At 75.8% G+C, this 21,949-nt stretch carries 1 protein-coding gene; it reads right to left on the bottom strand.

The window, feature by feature from the left end; all coding sequences use genetic code 11:
• Nucleotides 1–4: 4 nt before the first annotated feature.
• A partial coding sequence (locus tag ACIOWN_RS31775) for a type I polyketide synthase (protein ID WP_401984128.1) occupies nucleotides 5–21,949 on the bottom strand: 21,945 nt, incomplete at its 5' end.

Below are 21,949 nucleotides of genomic sequence, written 5' to 3' on the forward strand. Positions count from 1 at the left end.
CGCGCTACAGGTCGGACTGGCCGTTGAGCGCGGCCCGCACCAGGTCTGCCACTGTCATCGAGTCGACGGACTCGTCGTCTTCGTCGTCGCCGGCCCCACCGCCGCGTCCGGCGAGCTGGAGCAGGGGCTCCAGGACGCCGATCTCACGCAGCCGGTCGAGCGGCACGGAGGCCAGTACGGCCCTGATCTCGGTCTCCTCGTCGGACACGGCCGGCTCGTCGGGGACGAGCCGGGCGAGGACGAACTCACCCAGCGCGAGCGGCGTCGGGTGGTCGAAGACCAGCGTCGCGGGCAGGCTCAGGCCGGTCGCGGCGCCGAGCTGGTTACGCAGCTCGACAGCGCCCAGTGAGTCCACCCCGAGGTCCCGGAAGGACCGTTCGGCGCCGACGGCGCCGGTGTCCGGGTAGCCGAGGACCTGCGCGGCACGGGTGCGCACCAGGTCCACGACGGTGTCGAGCCGGCGAGCCGGCGGCATGCCCGCCAGCCGGTCGGCGAGGGTGCCCTCCGGGGACTCGGGCGCCGCCGCGGCGACGGTCTCCCGGTAGCCGGGGAACTCCCGCAGCAGGGCACTCGGCCGGGTGCCGCCGAAGGCGGAGGCGAACCGGTCGAGGGCGACCTCGGCGACCACCGCGGTCGGCTCCTTGCCGGTGACCAGCCGCAGCAGCGACTCCACGGCGAGGTCCGGGTCCATGGCGCCGACACCGGCCCGGCGGGCCGCTTCGTCCGCGCCGTGGCCCTCGGCCATGCCGCCGCCCGCCCAGGCGCCCCAGGACACGGAGGTCGCGGGCAGGTTCTGCGCCCGGCGGACCTCGGCGAGGGCGTCCAGGACCGCGTTGGCCGCCGCGTAGTTGGCCTGGCCGGGGTTGCCGACCGCGGAGGAGGCGGACGAGAACAGGACGAACGCGGCCAGGTCGAGGTCGCGGGTCAGCTCGTCGAGCAGCAGCGCCGAGGTGACCTTCGCGCGGAACACCTGCTGGTACCGCTCCGGGGTGAGCCGGTCGATGACGCCGTCGTCGAGCACGCCCGCCGCGTGGATCACCGCGGTCAGCGGCCGGTCGGCCGGGATCGCGTCGAGCACCGCGGTGAGCTGATCCCGGTCGGAGGCGTCGCAGGCGGCGAGGGTGACGCCGGTGCCGAGCTCCTGGAGTTCGTCGCGCAGGGCGGTGGCGCCGGGCGCCTCGGGACCGCGGCGGCCGAGCAGCACCAGGTGCTGGGCGCCCTCCTTGGCCAGGCGGCGGGCCACATGGGCGCCGAGGGCGCCGGTTCCGCCGGTGATCAGCACGGTGCCGGCCGGGTTCCAGGCGCCGCTCTGCCCGCGGTCCGGGGCCGGTACGAGGCGGCGGGCGAGGACGGCGGAGCCGCGCACGACGACCTGGTCCTCCCCGTCGAGTCCGGCGAGGACGGCGGCGAGTCCGGCGGCGGCACGCTCGTCGGCGCGCTCCGGCAGGTCCACCAGGCCGCCCCAGCGGTGCGGGTACTCCAGCGCGGCCACCCGGCCCAGGCCCCACACGGCGGCCTGCAGCGGCCGGCGCGGGCGGTCGGTGCGGTTGGCGGACATGGCGCTGCGGGTGACACACCACAGCGGGGCCTCGATCCCGGCGTCGCCGAGGGCCTGGAGCAGCGTGCCGGTGAGGGCGACGCCCTCGGGCACGTCGCCGTGCACCGTCTCGCGCAGGGCGAGCAGGGAGACGACGCCGGCGAAGCGGGTGCCCTCCGCGGTGGCCTCACGCAGGGTGGCGGCCATGGCCTCCCGGGCGGCGCTGCCGGCCTCGGCGCGCACCACCCGGGTGCCCAGGGCGTCCAGCGCGGTCGTCACCCACGGGTCCTCGCCGAGGCCCTCGGGGACGACGGCCAGCCAGGTGCCGGTGAGCGGCTTGCGGTGGGCCATCGCCGCGCCGGTCAGACGCTTCCAGACGATGCGGTGGCGCCAGTTGTCGAGCTGTGTCTCCTCGGACTTGCGGCGGCGCCAGTCGAGCAGGGCCGGCAGCACCTTGGACAGGGCGTCGCCCTCGACGTCGAGGACGGACTCGAGCGAGCCGAAGTCCTCCTGCGCGACGGCGTCCCAGAAGGCGGTGTCGGTGCCGTCGGCCTCCCCGGCGGACACGGTGCCCTGCGCGGTGGCGGGCAGGGTGTCCGGCCAGAACCGGCCGCGCTGGAAGGCGTAGGTCGGCAGGTCGAGCCAGGAGCCGGGGGCGGCGTCGAAGAAGCTGTCCCAGCGGGGTCCGGCGGCGTGCACGTGCAGCCGGCCGAGGGCGGCGACCAGGGTCTCCACCTCGTCGCGGTTGCGGCGCTGCGCGGGGATGCCGACGCTGTCCGGGGCGCTCTGCTCGGCGAGCGCGGACAGCACCGCGTCGGGGCCGAGTTCGAGGAAGACGCCCACGCCCCGGCCGGCCAGTGCGGTGACGCCGTCGGCGAACCGGACGGTGCCGCGCACATGGCGCACCCAGTAGTCGGCGTCGCACAGTTCCCCGGTGCCCGCCACGTCGCCGGTCACGTTGGACACGACGGCGATGCGGGGTGCGTCGTAGCGCAGGCTCTCGGCGACCTTGCGGAACTCGGCGAGCATCGGGTCCATCAGCGCCGAGTGGAAGGCGTGGCTGACCTTGAGGCGGGTGGTGCGGCGGCCCCGCTCGGCGAGGACGGCGGCCAGGGCGAGCACCGCGTCCTCCTCACCGGCGAGCACCACGGACGAAGGGCCGTTGACCGCGGCGATCGACACCGCGTCGGTGAGGTGGGCGGCGACCTCCTTCTCGGTGGCCTCGACCGCGACCATGGCGCCGCCGCGCGGCAGTTCCTGCATCAGGCGGGCCCGTGCGGCGACCAGCCGGCAGGCGTCGTCCAGGGAGAGGACGCCCGCGACATGGGCGGCGGCGATCTCGCCGACGGAGTGGCCGGCGACGAAGTCCGGCGTCACGCCCCAGGACTCCACCAGGCGGTACAGGGCGACCTCGAAGGCGAACAGCGCGGGCTGGGTGTGCCCGGTCTCGTTCAGGGTCTCCTGGTCGCCGTGCCAGACGATGTCCCGCAGCGAGGCACCGAGGTGGCCGTCGAGCCGGGCGAGGACCGCGTCGAACGCCTCGGCGAACACCGGGAACCGCTCGTACAGGTCCCGGCCCATGCCGGGCTGCTGGGAGCCCTGACCGGAGAAGAGCACGGCGTGCTTGCCGGTGCGCTCCACATGGTGCTCGACGGCGTGCGCGGCGGTGGTGCCCTCCGCGACGGCGGTGAGCCCGGCGAGCAGCGCGTCCCGGTCGGCGGCGGTCACCACGGCCCGGTGTTCGAAGACGGCGCGGGTGGTGGCCAGGGTGCGGGCCAGGTCGGTGACCGTCTCCTCGGGGTGGTCGGCCACATGGGCCAGGAGCTTGCGGGCCTGGGCGCGCAGCGCGTTCTCCGAGCGGCCGGACAGCAGGACCGGGACGGGCGAGCCGTCCGCGGCGGGCCGCGCGGGCTGCTTGACGGGCTCCGGCTGCTCCAGGATCAGGTGGGCGTTGGTGCCGCTGGCCCCGAAGGAGGAGACGGCGGCCCGGCGCGCCCGCTCGGACTCGGGCCAGGCGGTGAGCTCGGTGAGCAGGCGTGCGTTGCCCGCGGTCCAGTCGACGTGCGACGAGGGGTTCTCGGCGTACAGCGAGCGCGGCAGCAGACCGTGCTGCATGGCGAGCACCATCTTGATGACGCCGCCGACACCGGACGCGGCCTGCGTGTGGCCGATGTTGGCCTTCAGGGAGCCGAGCAGCACGGGCCGCTCGCGGTCCTGGCCGTAGGTGGCCAGCAGGGCCTGCGCCTCGATCGGGTCGCCGAGCTTGGTGCCGGTGCCGTGCGCCTCGACGGCGTCGACGTCGGCGCTCTCCAGGCGGGCGTTGGCGAGGGCCTGGCGGATGACGCGCTGCTGGGCGGGGCCGCTGGGCGCGGTCAGGCCGTTGGAGGCGCCGTCCTGGTTGATGGCGGAGCCGCGCAGCACGGCGAGCACGCGGTGGCCGTTGCGGCGGGCGTCGGAGAGGCGCTCGACGACGAGCATGCCGACACCCTCGGACCAGCCGGTGCCGTTCGCGTCCTCGGAGAAGGCTCGGCAGCGGCCGTCGGGCGACAGCGCGCCCTGGGCGCTGAACTCCACGAAGCCGACCGGGGTGGCCATCACGGTGACACCGCCGGCCAGGGCGATCGAGCACTCGCCCGAGCGCACGGCCTGGGCGGCCAGGTGCAGGGCGACCAGCGAGGAGGAGCAGGCGGTGTCGACGGACACCGTGGGGCCCTGGATGCCGAGCGTGTAGGCGACGCGGCCGGACAGGAGGCTGGCGGACTGGGCGGTCTGCCACTGGCCGTACTCGGCCGGCGGGCGGTAGTCGCCGGAGCCGCCGCCGACGAAGACGCCGGTGGTGCCGCTGCCCCGCAGGGTCACCGGGTCGATGCCGGCCCGTTCCAGGGCCTCCCAGGACGCCTCGAGCAGGATCCGCTGCTGCGGGTCCATCACCATGGCCTCGCGCGGCGAGATGCCGAACAGGCCGGGGTCGAAGTCGGTGGCGTCGTAGAGGAATCCGCCCTGGTCGGTGGCGCTGCGTCCCGGGCCGTCCGCGGCGAGGGCGTCGAGGTCCCAGCCCCGGTCGGCCGGGAAGTCGCCGACGGCGTCGACCTCGTCGATGAGGAGCTGCCACAGGTCCTCGGGCGAGTTGACGCCGCCGGGGTAGCGGCAGGCCATGCCGACGATGACGACCGGGTCGTCGCCGGTGGCGACGGGCGCGGCCACCGGGGCGGCGGTGTCCGTGGCGCCGCCGAGGAGTTCGGTGCGCAGGTGCGCGGCGAGCGCCGCGGGGTTGGGGTGGTCGAAGACCAGGGTCGCGGGCAGGGTGATGCCGGTGGCCGCGGTGAGCTGGTTGCGCAGGTCGACGGCGGTCAGCGAGTCGAAGCCGAGGTCCCGGAAGGGCAGGTCGGGTTCGACGAGCGCGGTGTCCGCGTGGCCGAGGACCAGGGCGGCCTTCTCGCCGACGAGGGCGAGCAGGATGTCGTCCCGGTCGGCGGCGGGCTGCTCCAGGAGCCACTGGCCGTAGCCACCGGAGGCGGCGGCCTCCTCGGTACGGGCGCGGGCCGCGCCGGCGAGGGCGGTCCTGGCCTCGGGCAGGCCGTCGAACAGTGCGGTGGGCCGGGCCTCGTGGTGCGCCGGGGCGAAGGTGTCCCAGCGGACGTCGGCGACGGTGACCGCGGCGGAGCCGTCGGCGACGGCACCGGCAAGGGCGGTCAGGGCCGCGTCGGCGTCCATCACCGGCAGCCCGTTCATCCGCAGGTGGGCGGTGGCCGACGCGTCGGCCAGCTCGGCCCAGGCACCCCAGGAGACGGCCAGCGCGGGCGTCCCGCCGGCGCGCAGGGCGCGGGCGAGGGCGTCCAGGTAGGCGCCGCCCGCGGCCTCGTCGGACCTGCCGCGCACGCCCCAGACCCCGGCGATGGAGCCGAAGAGGACGAACGCGTCCAGGGAGCGGCCGACGACGGCCTCGGCGAGGGCGGCGGCCAGGCCGTCCGCCGGGGCGTCGTCGGCGTACACGACCGCGGTCAGGTCGGTCAGACCGTCCAGGAGCGCGGTGGCCGCGTCCCGGTCGCCGGTGTCGTGGACCGCGACGGTGACCTCGGCGCCGAGCCGCGCGAGTTCGGCCCGCAGCTCCTCGGTGTCGGTGCCGCCGTCGGCGAGCGAGGTGGTGAGCACCAGGCGGGCGGCGCCCTCACGGGCGAGCCAGCGGGCGGCGCGGGCGCCCATGGTGCGGGTCCCGCCGACGACGAGGACGGTGCCGTGCGGGCGCCATCCTGCGTCGCCGGGGGCGACGGCGGTGCGCACGAGGCGGCGGCCGAACAGGCCGGCGGCGCGGACGGCGATCTGGTCCTCGCTGCCGGGCCCGGTCAGGTGGGCGGCGAGCAGGGCCGCGGTGGCGGCGTCGGCGTCGGGCGCGAGGTCGGCGAGGCCGCCGAAGCCCTCGGGGTGCTCAAGGGCGGCGACCCGGCCCATGCCCCACAGGGCGGCCTGGCCGACGGCGGCGGGTGCCTCCCCGGTGACGGAGACGGCGCCGCGGGTGACGCACCACAGCGGGGCGTCGACACCGGCGGCCCGCAGGGCCTGGAGGACGGCGGCCGGTGCGGCGTCGGGCGCCGGCAGGGTGCCGGTGCCCGCGGCGAGCAGCGAGACCACCGTGGTCCAGCCGTCCGTGTCGACGTCCGCGAGTTCCCGGGCGAGGGAACCGGGGGTCTCGTCGACGACGAGCGGGTCGGCGCCCAGGGCGGTGACGAGCGTCTCCGCCCAGTCGGCGCCCGCGTGCTCGGCGGGTACGAGGGCCAGGACCCGGCCGGCCGGGGCGGCGTGCGCCGGGGTGCCGAGCGCGGTCCAGCTCTCGTGGTAGCGCCAGTCGCGGGCGGTGGAGCGGGCGTCGTTGCGGCGGCGCCAGGCGGACAGCGCGGGCACCATCGTGGTGACGGTGTCGCCGTCCAGGCCCAGGGAGGCCGTGAGGCTCTCCAGGTCCTCCCGCTCGACGGCGGCCCAGAAGGCGGCGTCGACGGGGTCCGGAGTGCCGGTGGCGCCGGGCGCGGCGGGCTCGGGCCAGTAGCGCTCGCGCTGGAAGGCGTACGTCGGCAGCTCGACGCGGTGTGCGCCGGTGCCGGCGAACCAGGCGGTCCAGTCGGGTCCGCTGCCCTGGGTGTGCAGGGCGGCCAGCCCGTCCAGGAGGGTGGTCTCCTCGGCGCGGTCGCGGCGCTGGAGCGGGACGGTGGTGGCGGGTGCCCCGTCGGCGGACGCGTCCAGGGTCTGCTGGGCGGCGGCGGTGAGCCGGCCGTCCGGGCCGATCTCGACGAAGGCGGTGACGCCGGCCTCGCGCAGGGCGCGCACGCCGTCGGCGAACCGGACGGTCTCGCGGACGTGGCGCACCCAGTAGTCGGGGGTGAGGAGTTCGGCTCCGGCGGGGGCGCCGGTCACCGTGGAGACCAGGGGGATGCGGGGCTCATGGTAGGTGAGGGACTCCGCGACCCGGGCGAAGCCGGTCAGCATCGGGTCCATGAGCGGCGAGTGGAAGGCGTGGCTGACCCTGAGCCGGGTGGTCTTGCGGTCCTGCGCCTCGAAGTGCGCGGCGATCGCGGCGACCTCGTCCTCGTCACCGGCGACGACCACCGACGAAGGACCGTTGACCGCGGCGATCGACACCCGCTCCGTCAGAAGCGGGAGCACCTCCTCCTCGGTGGCACGCACCGCGAGCATCGCACCGCCCCGCGGCAGCTCCTGCATCAGGCGGGCGCGGGCCGCGACCAGCCGGCAGGCGTCCTCCAGCGAGAACACCCCGGCGACATGCGCGGCGGCGATCTCACCGACGGAGTGACCGGCGACGTGGTCGGGGGTCAGGCCCCACGACTCCAGGAGGCGGTGGAGGGCGACCTCGACGGCGAACAGCGCGGGCTGGGTCCAGCCGGTCTGGTCCAGGAGCTCGGCGTCGGGCGTGCCCGGCGCGGCGAACAGAACCTGGCGCAGCGAGAAGTCCAGCGTGGTGTCGAACTGCGCGAGGACCGCGTCCAGCGCGTCGGCGAACACCGCGAACCGCTCGTACAGTTCGCGGCCCATCCGGGGGCGCTGGGCGCCCTGGCCGGAGAACAGGAAGGCGGTGCGGCCGGGGGTGCGGGACGCGACCGAGCGGGCCGTCTCGCGCACCCCGTCGGGGCCGGCGAGCAGCACGGCGCGGTGCGGGAAGAGGGTGCGGTCGGTGGCCAGCGAGCGGCCGACGTCCAGCGGGGAGAGTTCCGGGTGGGCGGCGGCGTACGCGGTGAGCCGGTCGATCTGGTCCTGGAGGGCCTCGCGGCTGCGGCCGGAGACGATCCACGGGACGGTGGTGACGTCGGCGGCGGGAGCGGGCTCGTCGGCGGGGGCGGGGGCGGGCTCGTCGGTGGGAGCCTGCTCCACGATGACGTGCGCGTTGGTGCCGCTGACGCCGAAGGCGGAGACGCCCGCGCGCCTCGGCCGTCCGGTCCCGGGCCAGTCGCGTTCCTCGGTGAGCAGCGACACGGCGCCGCTGCTCCAGTCGACGTGGCTGGTGGGGCTGGTGACGTGCAGGGTGCGCGGCAGGGTGCCGTGCTGGATCGCCAGCAGCATCTTGATGACGCCGGCGACGCCCGCGGCGGCCTGGGTGTGGCCGATGTTCGACTTGATGGTGCCGAGGAGCAGCGGCTGTTCGGCGTCGCGGTCCCTGCCGTAGGTGTTGAGCAGGGCCTGCGCCTCGATCGGGTCGCCGAGGGTGGTGCCGGTGCCGTGCGCCTCGACCGCGTCGATGTCGGACGGCGCGAGGCGGGCGTCCGCGAGGGCCTGGCGGATGACGCGCTGCTGGGACGGGCCGTTGGGGGCGGTCAGGCCGTTGGAGGCGCCGTCCTGGTTGACGGCGGTGCCGCGGATGATGCCGCGGACCTCGTGGCCGTTGCGGATCGCGTCGGAGAGCCGTTCCAGGACCAGGATGCCGACGCCCTCGGACCAGGCGGTGCCGTCGGCGTCGTCGGAGAACGGCTTGCAGTGCCCGTCGGGGGCCAGTCCGCCCTGGGTGCTGAACTCGACGAAGGAGTCGGGGGTCGACATCACCGAGACGCCGCCCGCGACGACGAGGTCGCACTCGCCCGCGCTCAGCGCGCGGCCCGCCCAGTGCAGGGCGACCAGCGAGGAGGAGCAGGCGGTGTCGACGGTGACCGCGGGACCCTCCAGGCCGAGGGCGTAGGACAGGCGGCCGGACATCACGCTGGCGGTGTTGCCGGTGGCGACGTAGCCGGCGACGTCCGAGGCGGAGCGGCGCAGCAGGTTCGGGTAGTCCTGGCCGTTGGTGCCGACGAAGACACCGGTGGTGGAGCCGCGCAGCGCGGCCGGGTCGATGCCGGCCCGCTCCAGGGCCTCCCAGGTGGTTTCGAGCAGCAGCCGCTGCTGCGGGTCCATGGCGAGCGCCTCGCGGGGCGAGATGCCGAAGAAGCGGGCGTCGAAGTCGGCGACCCCGGCGAGGAATCCGCCGTGCAGCGTGTCGGAGGCGCCGGCGCCGAGCGCCGCCATGTCCCAGTTGCGGTCGTCGGGGAAGGGGGTGATGCCGTCGCGGCCCTCGGTCAGCAGCCGCCACAGCTCCTCGGGCGTGGTGACGCCGCCGGGGAAGCGGCAGGCGAGGCCGACGACCGCGATCGGGTCGTCGCCGACGGCCCGGGTGGCGACGGTGTGGGCGGTGGACTCCGGGAGCGTGCCGAGGAGTTCTGCGAGCAGGAAGTCCGCCATCTCGCGCGGCGTGGGGTGGTCGTAGACGAGGGAGGCGGGCAGGCTCAGGCCGGTGATGGCGTTGAGCGCGTTGCGCAGCTCCAGGACGGTGAGCGAGTCGAAGCCGAGGTCGCGGAAGGCCAGGTCGTCGTCGACGGTGCGGGCGTCGGCGTGGCCGAGGACGGCCGCCACCTGGGTGCGCAGCAGGTCGAGGACGTGTGCGGCGCGCTCCTCGGCGGGCATCTCGGCGAGTCGCTGCCGCAGGCCCGACCCGGTGGCGGTGGCCGCCGCCGGGGCGGTCGCGCCGGCCGTCTCCGGAAGGTCGGCGACGAGCGGCAGCGGGCGGCCGGCCGCGAAGGCGCGCAGGAAGCGTTCCCAGTCGATGTCGGCGATGGCGAGGGTGGTGTCGCCGTTGTCGACGGCGCGCAGCAGCGCGGCGACGCCGGAGGCGGGGTCGAGGGGTTCGAATCCGCCGCGGCGCACGCGGGCGGCGATCTCGGCGGCGTCGGCGACCATGCCGGAGCCGGCCCAGGGGCCCCAGGCCACGGACAGGGCGGGCAGGCCCTGGGCGCGGCGCTGCTCGGCGAGGGCGTCGAGCTGGGCGTTGGCGGCGGCGTAGTTGCCCTGTCCGGCGGCGCCGATGAGGCCGGCGGTCGAGGAGAACAGGACGAACGCGGCGAGGCCGAGGCCGGCGGTGAGGTCGTGCAGATGGCGGGCGGCGACCGTCTTGGCGTGCAGGACGGTGGCGAAGCTCGCCGGGGTCAGCTCGTCCACCACGTGGTCGTCGACGACGCCCGCGGTGTGGAAGACGGCGGTGAGCGGCGCGTCCTCGGGCACCTCGGCGAGGAGTGCGGCGAGCGCGTCGCGGTCGGCGGCGTCGCACGCCGCGATCGTGACGCGGGCGCCCGACTCCTCCAGTTCGGCGCGGAGTTCGGCGGCGCCCGGGGCGTCGGGTCCACGGCGGCTGGTGAGCAGCAGGTGGGCGGCGCCGTCGCGGGCCAGGCGGCGGGCGAGGTGTCCGCCGATGCCGCCGGTGCCGCCGGTGATCAGGACGGTGCCGGCCGCCGGGTCGAAGGCGGGGCGGACGGTGTCGGCGACGGGGCTGTGGGCCAGCCTGCGCAGGAAGACACCGCCGGCGCGGACGGCGACGGCGTCCTCGCCGTCGCCCGCGGCCAGGATGCCGCGCAGCCGTCGGGCGGCCTGCGTGTCCAGGTCCTCCGGGAGGTCGACGCTGCCGCCGAAGCGGCCGGGCAGTTCGAGGGCGGCGGCCCGGCAAAGGCCCCACACGGCGGCCTGCTCGGGCGCCGTGACCTGCTCGGAGCGGCCGACGGCGACGGCTCCCCGGGTGACGTTCCACAGCGGGGCGTCGAGACCGGCGTCGCCGAGCGCCTGGAGGGCGGTGGCGGTGAGGGTGAGCGCGGCCGGGGCGCCGGGGTGTCCGGCGTCGCCGGGCGCGAGCGGCAGCAGCGACAGGACACCCTGGAAGGCGTCGCCGTCGGCGGCCTCGGTGAGGCGGGCGGCGAGGGCGGCGCGATCGGTGCCGGTGACCTCCACGCGGACGGTCTCGGTGGCGAGGGCGGCCTCGACGTCGGCGGCCCAGGCGGCGGTGGCCTCGTCGCGGTAGGCGGCCGGGACGAGGACGAGCCAGCGTCCGGTGGGTGCGGCGGCGGGGGCGCCGCCGCGCGGCTTCCAGGTGACGCGGTAGCGCCAGGAGTCGAGCGCGGACTGTTCGCCGCGGCGCCGCCGCCAGGCGGTGAGCGCCGGGACCATCGCGGTGACGGTCGTGTCGTCCAGGCCGAGGGAGGCGGCGAGCGAGGCGACGTCGGCGTGTTCCACCGCGGCCCAGAACTCGGCGTCGAGCGCGGAGCCGGGTGCGACGGTGGTGGTGCCGGCCGCGGTGGTGTCGGGCCAGTACCGCTCGCGCTGGAAGGCGTAGGTGGGCAGGGCCACACGGCGGGCGCCACTGCCCTCGAACCAGGTGGCCCAGTCGACGTCGAAGCCGTGGGTGTGGGCCGCGGCGACGGCGGTGACGAGGGCCTGCTCCTCCGGGCGGTCGCCGCGGAGCGTGGGCAGCAGCGCCGTGCGGGACGCGTCGGTGAGGCTCTCGCGGGCCATTCCGCTCAGCACGCCGTCGGGGCCGAGTTCCAGGAAGGTCTGGACGCCGCCCTGGGCGGACAGCCAGCCGACGCCGTCGGCGAAGCGCACGGCGGAGCGGACGTGGGAGACCCAGTAGTCGGCGCCGCACACCTGCTCGGGGGTGGCGAGGGTGCCGGTCACGTTGGAGACGAACGGGATCGCCGGCGCGTGGTACGTCAGTGTGCGGGCCACGGTGGCGAAGTCGTCCAGCATGGCGTCCATGAGCGGCGAGTGGAAGGCATGGCTCACCCGCAGGCGCTTGGTGCGGCGCCCCTGCTCGGCGAAGTGCGCGGCGACGGCGAGCACGGGCTCCTCCTCGCCGGCGACGACGACGGACCGGGGTCCGTTGACGGCGGCCACGGAGACCTGGTCGGCGAGGCCCTCCAGGTGCGGCAGCACCTCGTCCTCGGCGGCCTCCAGGGCGACCATCGCGCCGCCCTCGGGCAGCGCCTGCATCAGCCGGCCGCGGGCGGCCACCAGGGTGCACGCGTCGTCGAGGTCGAGGACGCCGGCGACGTGCGCGGCGGCGATCTCGCCGACGGAGTGGCCGGCCAGGTAGTCGGGGGTGATCCCCCACGACTCCAGCAGCCGGAACAGCGCCACTTCGAGGGCGAACAGCGCGGGCTGCGCGTAGCCGGTGCGGTCGAGCAGGGCGGCTTCCTCGGAGCCCTCGGCGGCGAACAGCACGTCGCGCAGGGGGCGTTCGGTGGTGCCGTCGATCCGGGCGAGCACCGCGTCCAGGGCGTCGGCGAACACCGGGTGGCGCTCGTACAGTTCGCGGCCCATGCCGAGGCGCTGGCTGCCCTGGCCGGTGAACAGGAAGGCGGTGCGTCCGCGGCCGGTGCGGCCCTGGACGAGACCGGCGCCGGGCAGTCCGTCGCGCAGCGCGGTCAGGCCGCGCACCAGTCCTTCGTGGTCGTCGGCGACGACCGCGGCGCGGTGCTCGAGGGCGGCGCGCGAGGTGGCGAGGGAGAACGCCAGGTCGGTCGGGTGGATGCCGGGGCGGTCCGCCAGCAGGTCGAGCAGGGCTCCGGCCTGGGCGCGCAGGGCCGCCTCGCCGCGTCCGGAGACGAGGACGGGCACGAGGGCGTCCCGCGGCGCGGGGGTGTCCTCGGGGGCGGCCGGGGCGGTCTCGGCGGGGGCCTGCTCCAGGATGGTGTGGGCGTTGGTGCCGCTGAGGCCGAAGGACGACACGGCGGCACGGCGCGGACGGCCGGTCTCGGGCCACTCGGTGCGCTCGGTGAGCAGCTGGATGGTGCCGGAGGACCAGTCGACGTGGGTGGACGGCTCGTCGATGTGCAGCGACCTGGGGACGACGCCCTCGTTGAGGGCGTGGACCAGCTTGATGACGCTGGCGACGCCGGAGGCCATCTGGGTGTGGCCGATGTTGGACTTCACCGAACCGAGCAGCACGGGCCGCTCGGGGTCGCGGTCCCTGCCGTAGGTGGCGAACAGGGCCTGCGCCTCGATCGGGTCGCCGAGGGAGGTGCCGGTGCCGTGTCCCTCCAGGACGTCGATGTCGTCCGCCTCGACGCCGGCGTTGGCGAGTGCCTGGCGGATGACGCGCTGCTGGGAGGGGCCGTTGGGGGCGGTGAGGCCGTTGGAGGCGCCGTCCTGGTTGATGGCGGAGCCGCGGATGACGGCGAGCACCTCGTGGCCGTTGCGGCGGGCGTCGGAGAGCCGCTCCAGCAGGATCAGGCCGACGCCCTCGGCGAGGGTCATGCCGTCGGCGCCCTCGGCGTACGCCTTGCAGCGGCCGTCCTCGGCGAGGGCACGCTGGCGGCTGAAGCCGACGAACGACATGGGCGTGGACATGATGCTGGCACCGCCGGCGAGGGCGAGGGAGCTCTCGCCGTTGCGCAGCGACTGGCAGGCCAGGTGGATGGCGACCAGCGAGGACGAGCACGCGGTGTCGAGGGTGACGGCGGGGCCCTCGAAGCCGAACAGGTAGGAGACGCGGCCGGACAGCACGCTGGGGAGCGAGCCGGTGATCATGTGGCCTTCGGAGCCCTCGCTGCCGGGCACGGCGGCGCCGTAGTCCTGGTAGCTGGCGCCGATGAAGGTGCCGGTGAGGCTGCCGCGCCGGGCGACCGGGTCGATGCCGGCGTTCTCGAAGACCTCCCAGGCCGTCTCGAGCAGGAGGCGCTGCTGCGGGTCCATCGACAGGGCCTCGCGGGGCGAGATGCCGAAGAAGCCGGGGTCGAAGTCGGCGACGTCGCGCAGGAAGCCGCCCTGCACCGAGTAGGTGCGGCCGGACGCGTCCGGGTCGGGGTCGTAGAGGGCCTCGGCGTCCCAGCCGCGGTCGGCGGGGAAGACGGAGATCGCGTCGACCTCGTCCAGCGCGACCCGCCACAGCTCCTCGGCGGAGGTGACGCCGCCGGGGTAGCGGCAGCTCATGCCGACGATGACGATCGGGTCGTCGTCGACGGGCGCGCCGGCGGTGACGGCGACGGCGCCCGCGGAGTGGACGTCGGCCAGTTCGGAGTGGAGGAAGCCGGCCAGGGCGGCCGGGTTCGGGTAGTCGAAGACCATCGTGGACGGCAGCGTCAGCCCGCTGACGGACGCGAGCCGGTTGCGCAGCCCGACCGCGGTCAGCGAGTCGAAGCCGACGTCGCGGAAGGCGCGCTGGTCGGTGAGGTCGTCGGCGGAGGCCAGTCCGAGCACGGAGGCGGCCTCGGTGCGGACGGTCTCCAGCAGCTTGCGGTGCTGCTCGGCGGCGGGCAGGGCCAGCAGCGCGGCGGCGAACTCGCCGTGGGCGGCGGTCCCGGCGCTCTGCGTGGCAGCGGCCGTGAGCCGCCGCACCTCGGGGACCTCGTCGAACAGCGGGGTGGGCCGGGCCGAGGTGTAGACGGGGTGGTACGTCTCCCAGTCGACGTCGGCGACCGCGATGACGTGCTCGTCGTCGTCGAGGGCCCGCTTGAGGCCGCTCAGCGCGAGCTGCGGGTCCATGAACTCCAGGCCGCTGCGGCGGATCATCTGCGGGTCGACGCGGCCGAGCTTGAGGTCGTCGGCCCAGATGCCCCAGGACAGCGACATGGCGGTCAGTCCGCGGGCCCGCCGGTGCTCGGCCAGGGCCGCGAGGTAGGCGTTGCCCGCGACGTACGCGGCGTGCGCGCCGCTGCCCCACATGCCGGCGGTGGAGGAGTACAGGACGAAGTCGTCCAGCTCCTCGTCGTCGAGGAGCTCGTCGAGGATCCGCGCACCGGCGACCTTGGCGGCGAGGACGCGGTCGAAGTCGTCGAGCGTGGTGGCGTCGAGGGTGTGCAGTTCGATGGTGGCCGCGGTGTGCACGACCGTGCGGACGGTGCGGCCCTCGGCCTTCAGGCTTTCGAGGAGGGCGCCGACCGCGTCGCGGTCGGTGATGTCGCAGGCGGCGAGGGTCGTGGCGGTGCCGCGTTCCTCCAGCTCGGCACGGAGTTCGGCGGCGCCGGGCGCCTCCGGGCCGCGCCGGCTGACCAGGACCAGGTGCTCGGCGCCCTGCTCGGCGAGCCAGCGCGCCAGGTGGGGGGCGAGGGTGCCGGAGCCGCCGGTGACGAGGGTGGTGCCGCGGGGCCTCCAGTCGCGGGCGGGGCCTTCGGGGGCGGCGTCGGCGCGGACGACACGGCGGGTGAAGACGCCGGAGGAGCGCAGGGCGACCTGGTCGTCGTCGCCGAGCGCGCCGGCGAGGACGGCCGCGAGCCGCCGGCCGGCGCGGGCGTCGAGCGTCTCGGGCAGGTCGACGACACCGCCCCAGCGTCCCGGGCACTCCAGCGCGGCGGTCCAGCCGATGCCGGTGACCTGGGCCTGGACGGGCGCGGTGACCTTGTCGGCGCGGCCGGTGGAGACGGCGCCGCGGGTCAGCGCCCACAGCGGGGTCTCGATGCCGGCGTCGCCGAGCGCCTGGACGAGGGCGACGGTGAGGGCGACCCCGAGGACGAGTCCGGTGCCGGGGACGGCGCCGGTCCGCTCGGCGCCGGCGAGGACGGAGACGATGCCGGTGAGGCCGTCGGTGTCGGTGAGGCGCTCACGCAGGACGGTGCGGTCGGTGCAGGTCTCGTCGAGGACGAGGCGCCGCACCTGGGCGCCGCCCGTCTCCAGCGCCTCGGCGACGTCGGTGCCGTCGACGCCGTCGGCGGTCACCAGCAGCCAGGTGCCGTCGAGGGTGCGCTGCGGGAGCTTGGTGACGGGCTTCCAGGTGACGCGGTAGCGCCAGGAGTCGACGGTGGAGCGCTCACGGCGGGACCGGCGCCAGGAGGACAGCGCGGGCAGCACGGCGGCGACGGAGTCCTCGTCGGTGCCGAGGGCCGCGGTCAGGGCGGAGACGTCCCCGTCCTCGACGGCGGTCCAGAACGCGGCGTCCTCGGGATCGGCGGCGGTGGCGGCCTCCTGGAGGGCCGGGACGACCCACAGGTTCTCGTGCTGGAAGGCGTAGGTGGGCAGGTCGACGCGGGACGCGCCGGTCCCCCCGAACACGGCGGTCCAGTCGACGTGGACACCGCGGACGAACACCTCGGCGGCGGACAGCAGGAAGCGGTCCAGGCCGCCGTTGTCGCGGCGCAGGGTGCCGGAGGCGACACCGGCCACCTGGGCGTCGTCGAGCATGTCCTGGACGGACATCGACAGCACGGGATGGGAGCTGACCTCGATGAAGGCCCGGTGCTCGGCGGCGATCAGGTCGCGCACGGCGTCCGCGAACAGCACGCGTCCGCGCAGGCTGCGGTACCAGTAGCCGGCGTCCATGACGGTGGTGTCGAGCCAGTCGCCGGTGACGGTCGAGAAGAACGGGATCTCGGACGCGGCCGGCGCGACCTCGGCCAGCAGCTGAAGGATCTCGTCGTGCAGGTCCTCGACGTGGTGGGAGTGCGAGGCGTAGTCCACGGCGATCCGGCGGGCCCGGATCTCCTCGGCGGTGAGCTGCGCGTGCAGTTCGTGCAGGGCCTCCGGCTCGCCCGCGACGACGGAGGAGCGGGGGCCGTTCTCGGCGGCGACGGACACCCGCCCGCCGAACGCCTCGAGACGGGCCTCCACGTCCCCGACGGGCAGCGCCACCGACATCATCCCGCCCCGGCCGGCGAGGCTGCGCCCGATGGCCTGGCTGCGCAACGCCACCACCCGGGCACCGTCACGCAGCGACAGCGCACCCGAGACCACGGCCGCGGCGATCTCGCCCTGCGAGTGACCCACCACCGCGTCCGGCTCCACGCCCTGCGCCCGCCACACCGCGGCCAGCGACACCATCACCGCGAACGACGCGGGCTGGACCACATCGACGCGCTCCAATGTCGGAGCACCCTCCGCACCCCGCAGGACGTCGACGAGGTTCCAGTCCGCGAACTCGGCGAGCGCGGCGGCGCACTCGGCGATCCGCTCCGCGAACACCGGCGACTCGTCCAGGAGCTGGGCACCCATGCCCACCCACTGCGAACCCTGACCGGGGAACACGAAGACGGTACGGCCGTCGACGTCGGCGACACCGCGGGCGACGACGCCCGAGGGTCCGTCGGCGGCGACGGCGCGCAGCGCCTGAAGCGGGTCGGCGCCGGCGGGCGGCACGACCACGGCCCGGTGCTCGAAGAGAGCGCGGGAGGTGGCCAGGGACAGGCCGATGTCGATCGGACGGGCCGCCGGGACGGCGGTCACGAGGTGGGTGAGGAGCCGGTCGGCCTGCTCGCGCAGCGCGGCGGCGGCGCGGGCGGACAGGACCCACGGCACGACACCGGCGGCGACCGGCACCGGCGCCACGGCCGGCTGCTCGTCGCCGCCGGCGGGCGCCTCGGTCTCCTGCTCCAGGATGACGTGGGCGTTGGTGCCGCTGATGCCGAACGAGGACACGGCGGCCCGGCGCGGACGGCCGGTCTGCGGCCAGTCGGTGTTCTCGCCGAGCAGCCGCACGGTGCCGGGGCTCCAGTCGACGTGGCTGGACGGCTCGTCGGCGTGCAGGGTCCGCGGCATCACACCGTGGCGCAGCGCCATGACCATCTTGATGATGCTCGCGACACCGGCGGCGGACTGGGTGTGGCCGATGTTCGACTTCACCGAGCCGAGGTGCAGTGCGGTCTCGGGCGTACGGGTGCGGCCGTAGGTGGCGAACAGGGCCTGCGCCTCGATGGGGTCGCCGAGCGGGGTGCCGGTGCCGTGGGCCTCCAGGAGGTCGATCTCCCCCGGGGCGACGCGGGCGTTGGCGAGGGCCTGGCGGATCACGCGCTGCTGCGAGGGGCCGTTGGGGGCGCTGAGGCCGTTGGAGGCGCCGTCCTGGTTGATGGCGGAGCCGCGGATGACGGCGAGCACGGGGTGGCCGTTGCGGCGGGCGTCGGAGAGCCGCTCGACGAGGACGATGCCGACGCCCTCCGCGAGGGTCATGCCGTCGGCGCCCTCGGAGAACGCCTTGCACCGGCCGTCCTGGGCGAGGGCCCGCTGCCGGCTGAACGCCACGAACGCGTTGGGGGTGGTCATGACGGTGGCGCCGCCCGCGACCGCGAGGTTGCTCTCGCCGTTGCGCAGCGCCTGGCAGGCCAGGTGCAGCGCGACCAGCGAGGACGAGCACGCGGTGTCGACGGTGACCGCCGGGCCCTCCAGGCCGAAGACGTAGGCGAGGCGGCCGGAGAGCACGCTGGGGCTGGTGCCGGTGACCAGGTGGCCCTCGGTGCCGTCGCCGGCGCCCATTCCGTATTCCTGGTAGCTGGAGCCGATGAAGGTGCCGGTCAGGCTGCCACGAAGGGTGTCGGGGGTGAGTCCGGCGCGCTCGAAGGCCTCCCAGGTGGTCTCCAGGAGGAGCCGCTGCTGCGGGTCCATGACGAGCGCCTCGCGGGGCGAGATGCCGAAGAACATCGGGTCGAACTCGTCGGCCTCGTGCAGGAAGCCGCCCTGGCTGGAGTAGGTGGTGCCGGGGTGGTCGGGGTCCGGGTCGTAGAGCCCGGCGGTGTTCCAGCCGCGGTTGACCGGGAAGTCGGTGATCGCGTCGGTGCCGGAGAGGACCAGGTCCCACAGCTGCTCCGGGGAGCTGACGCCGCCCGGGTAGCGGCAGCTCATGCCGATGATGGCGATGGGCTCGTCGTCGGCGGCGCCGGTGGCGACGGGACCCGCGACCTCCAGCACCGAGCCGACCATCTCGGCCCGCAGGTACTGGGCCAGCTCCAGCGGGGTCGGGTAGTCGAACACCATGGTGCTCGGCAGGGAGAGGCCGGTGGCCGCGCCGAGGTGCTTGCGCAGTTCGACGGCGGTCAGCGAGTCGAAGCCGATGTCGCGGAAGGCACGGCCCTCCGGCACGGCGTCGGCGGAGGAGTGACCGAGCACGGTCGCGGCCTCGGCGCGCACCATCTCGGTGAGCAGGCGCAGCTGCTCCGGCTCGGACAGCGAGCGGACCCGCTGGACGATCTCGGACGCGTCGCCGGTGTCGGCGGGGGTGTTCTCGGCGGCCAGGGCGCGGACCTCGGGCAGGTCGCTGATGAGGGCGCTGGGCCGGACGGAGGTGAACAGCGGGGCGTAGCGGGTCCAGTCGACGTCCGCGACGGTGACGGCGACGTCCTGGCGGACGACGGCGCGGCGCATCTCGATGAGGGCGTGCGCGGGGTCGAGCAGGCGCAGGCCCTGGCGTCGCAGGGTGTCGGAGACGGCGTCGTCGGCGGCCATGCCGCTGCCGCCCCACGGGCCCCAGGCGATGGAGGTCGCGGCGAGGCCACGGGCGCGGCGGGCCAGGGCGAGGGCGTCGAGGTAGGCGTTGGCGGCGCCGTAGGCGCTCTGGTCGCCGCTGCCCCAGACGCCGGCGATGGAGCCGAACAGGATGAAGAAGTCCAGTTCGCGGTCGCCGAGGAGGTCGTCGAGGTGAGCGGCGCCTGCCAGCTTCGCGGCGGTGAGGCCGGCGAACTCGGCGGGCGTCAGTCCGTCCAGCCGCCCGTAGTGGCCGACGCCCGCGGTGTGCACGACACCGGTGAGGGGCTGGTCGGCGGGCAGGCCGTCGAGGACTGCGGCGAGGGCGTCGCGGTCGGCGACGTCGCAGGACACGATGGAGACGCTCGCGCCCAGGTCGGTCAGCTCGGCGCGGAGTTCGGCGGCGCCGGGCGCGTCGGGGCCGCGGCGGCTGGTGAGGACGAGGTGGTCCGCGCCGGAGCGGGCCAGCCAGCGGGCGGTCTCGGCGCCGAGGCCGCCGGTGCCGCCGGTGATCAGGACGCTTCCGGAGGCGGTGAACCGGTCGGCGGGCGGCAGCTCGTCGACGGTGTGGCGGACCAGGCGGCGGCCGTGCACACCGGTGGCGCGCAGGGCGACCTGGTCCTCGCCGTCGGGGGCGTCCTTGACCGCGAGGACTTCGGCGAGGCGCTGTCCGGCGCGGCGGTCGAAGTCGGCCGGGAGGTCGACGAGGCCGCCCCACAGGCGGGGGTGCTCCAGGGCGACACCACGGCCCATGCCCCAGGCGGCGGCCTGGGCGGGGCGGGTGACCGGGTCGGCGGGGCCGGTGGAGACGGCGCCGCGGGTGGCGGTCCACAGCCGGCCCCGGGCGCCGGTGTCGGCGAGGGCCTGGACGAGGGCGATGGTCAGGGCGAGGCCCTGGGTGAAGCCGGCGGGGCCGTCGGTGGGGCGCTCGTCGAGCGGCAGCACGGACAGCACATGGGCGGTGGTGGCGGTGGTGTCGGCGTACTCGGTGCCGGCGAGGCGGGCTCCCAGCACGGCCCGGTCGGCGCAGTCGGCGTCCAGGACGAGGCGGCGGACCCGGGCGCCGTGCGCGCCGAGCGCCTCGGCGAGGCCGTCGAGCAGCTCGGTCTCGTCGTCGGCGGTGGCGTCGGAGGAGACGAGCAGCCAGGTGCCGTCCAGGACGGGCGCGGCGGGCTTGCGCAGCCGGGTCCACTCGACGCGGTAGCGCAGCGTGTCGAGGAGCGCCTTCTCCTGGTTGCCGCGGCGCCAGGAGCTGAGCGCGGGCAGCAGGGAGTCGAGCGGGGTGAGGCTGTCCTCGTCGAGGCCGAGGACGGCGGCGAGTTCGGCGGCGTCGCCACGCTCGACGGCGGCCCACAGCTTCTGGTCGGCCACATCGCCGGCCGGGGAGGGCGCGGCGGAGGGCAGCTGCGGCCAGTAGTGGGCGTGCTGGAAGGCGTAGGTCGGCAGGTCGGTGCGGCGCGCGCCGGTGCCGGCGAGGTACGCGCTCCAGTCGAGGTCGACGCCGTGGATCTGGAGACGGGCCGCGGCGGTGGCGGCGGCGGTCTCCTCGGGGCGGTCGCCGCGCAGCAGCGGGACGAGCACGGTCTCGTGGTCGTCGCGGTCGTCGCCGAGGGTGTCCTCGGCCATGGCGGTCAGCAGTCCGTCGGGGCCGAGTTCGAGGAAGAGGGTGGCACCGGCGTCGCGCAGGGTGCGGACGCAGTCGGCGAACCGGACTGCCTCGCGGACGTGGCGCACCCAGTAGTCGGCGGTGCGCACCTCGGCGTCGTCGGCCCTGCGGCCCGTCAGGTCGGAGACCAGCGGGATGCGGGGGGCGGCGTAGGACAGCGTCTCGGCGACCGTGCGGAACGCGTCGAGCATGGCGTCCATGTGCGGCGAGTGGAAGGCATGGCTCACCCGCAAACGCTTGGTGCGGCGCCCTCGGCCGGAGAACTCGGCGGCGAGTTCCGCGGCGGCGTCCTCGTCGCCGGAGACGACGACGGAGGTGGGGCCGTTGACGGCGGCGATGGACAGGCCCTCGCCGAGCAGCGGGGCGACCTCGTCCTCGGTGGCCTGGACGGCGATCATGGCGCCGCCGGACGGCAGCGCCTCCATGAGGGTGGCGCGTGCGGCGACCAGGCGGGCGGCGTCCTGAAGGGTGAGCACCCCGGCGACGTGCGCGGCGGCGATCTCACCGATGGAGTGACCGGTGACGAAGTCGGCGCGGACGCCCCAGCTCTCGACGAGGCGGTAGAGGGCGACCTCGACGGCGAACAGCGCGGGCTGGGTGAAGCCGGTGCGGTCGAGCAGGGCGGCCTCGTCGGTGCCCTCGGCGGCGAACACGACCTCGCGCAGCGGCCGGTCGAGCAGCGGGTCGAGGGCGGCGCACACCTCGTCGAACGCGGCGGCGAACCGGGGCTGGGTCTCGTACAGTTCGCGGCCCATGGCGGCGCGCTGGCTGCCCTGGCCGGAGAACATGACGGCGATCCGGGCACGGCCCGCGGCCTCGCCCTCGACGACGGCCGGGTCGGGGCGGCCGGCGGCGAGCGCGGTCAGGGAGGCGAGCAGTCCGTCGCGGTCCTGCGCGATCACCGCGGCGCGGCGCTCGAAGCGGGAGCGGGTGGTGGCCAGGGAGTGGGCGAGGTCGGCGAGGGACGGCTCGGGGTGGTTCTGGAGGTGGGTGAGCAGGCGGGCGGCCTGGGCGCGCAGGGCGTCGCGGGTGCGGCCGGACAGCAGCAGCGGGACGGCTCCGGCGGTGCGCTCGGGGGCGGCCGGGGCGGGCGCGGCGAGGGCGGGCGCCTGCTCCAGGACGGTGTGGACGTTGGTGCCGCTGATGCCGAAGGAGGAGACGGCGGCGCGGCGCGGGCGGCCGGTCTCGGGCCAGGCGGTCTGCTCGGTGAGCAGTTCGACCGCGCCCTCGGTCCAGTCGACGTGCGAGGACGGGGCGTCCACGTGCAGCGTGCGCGGCAGCACGCCGTGGCG

It is taken from the genome of Streptomyces sp. NPDC087787, from assembly GCF_044743035.1.
Taxonomy (GTDB): Bacteria; Actinomycetota; Actinomycetes; order Streptomycetales; family Streptomycetaceae; genus Streptomyces.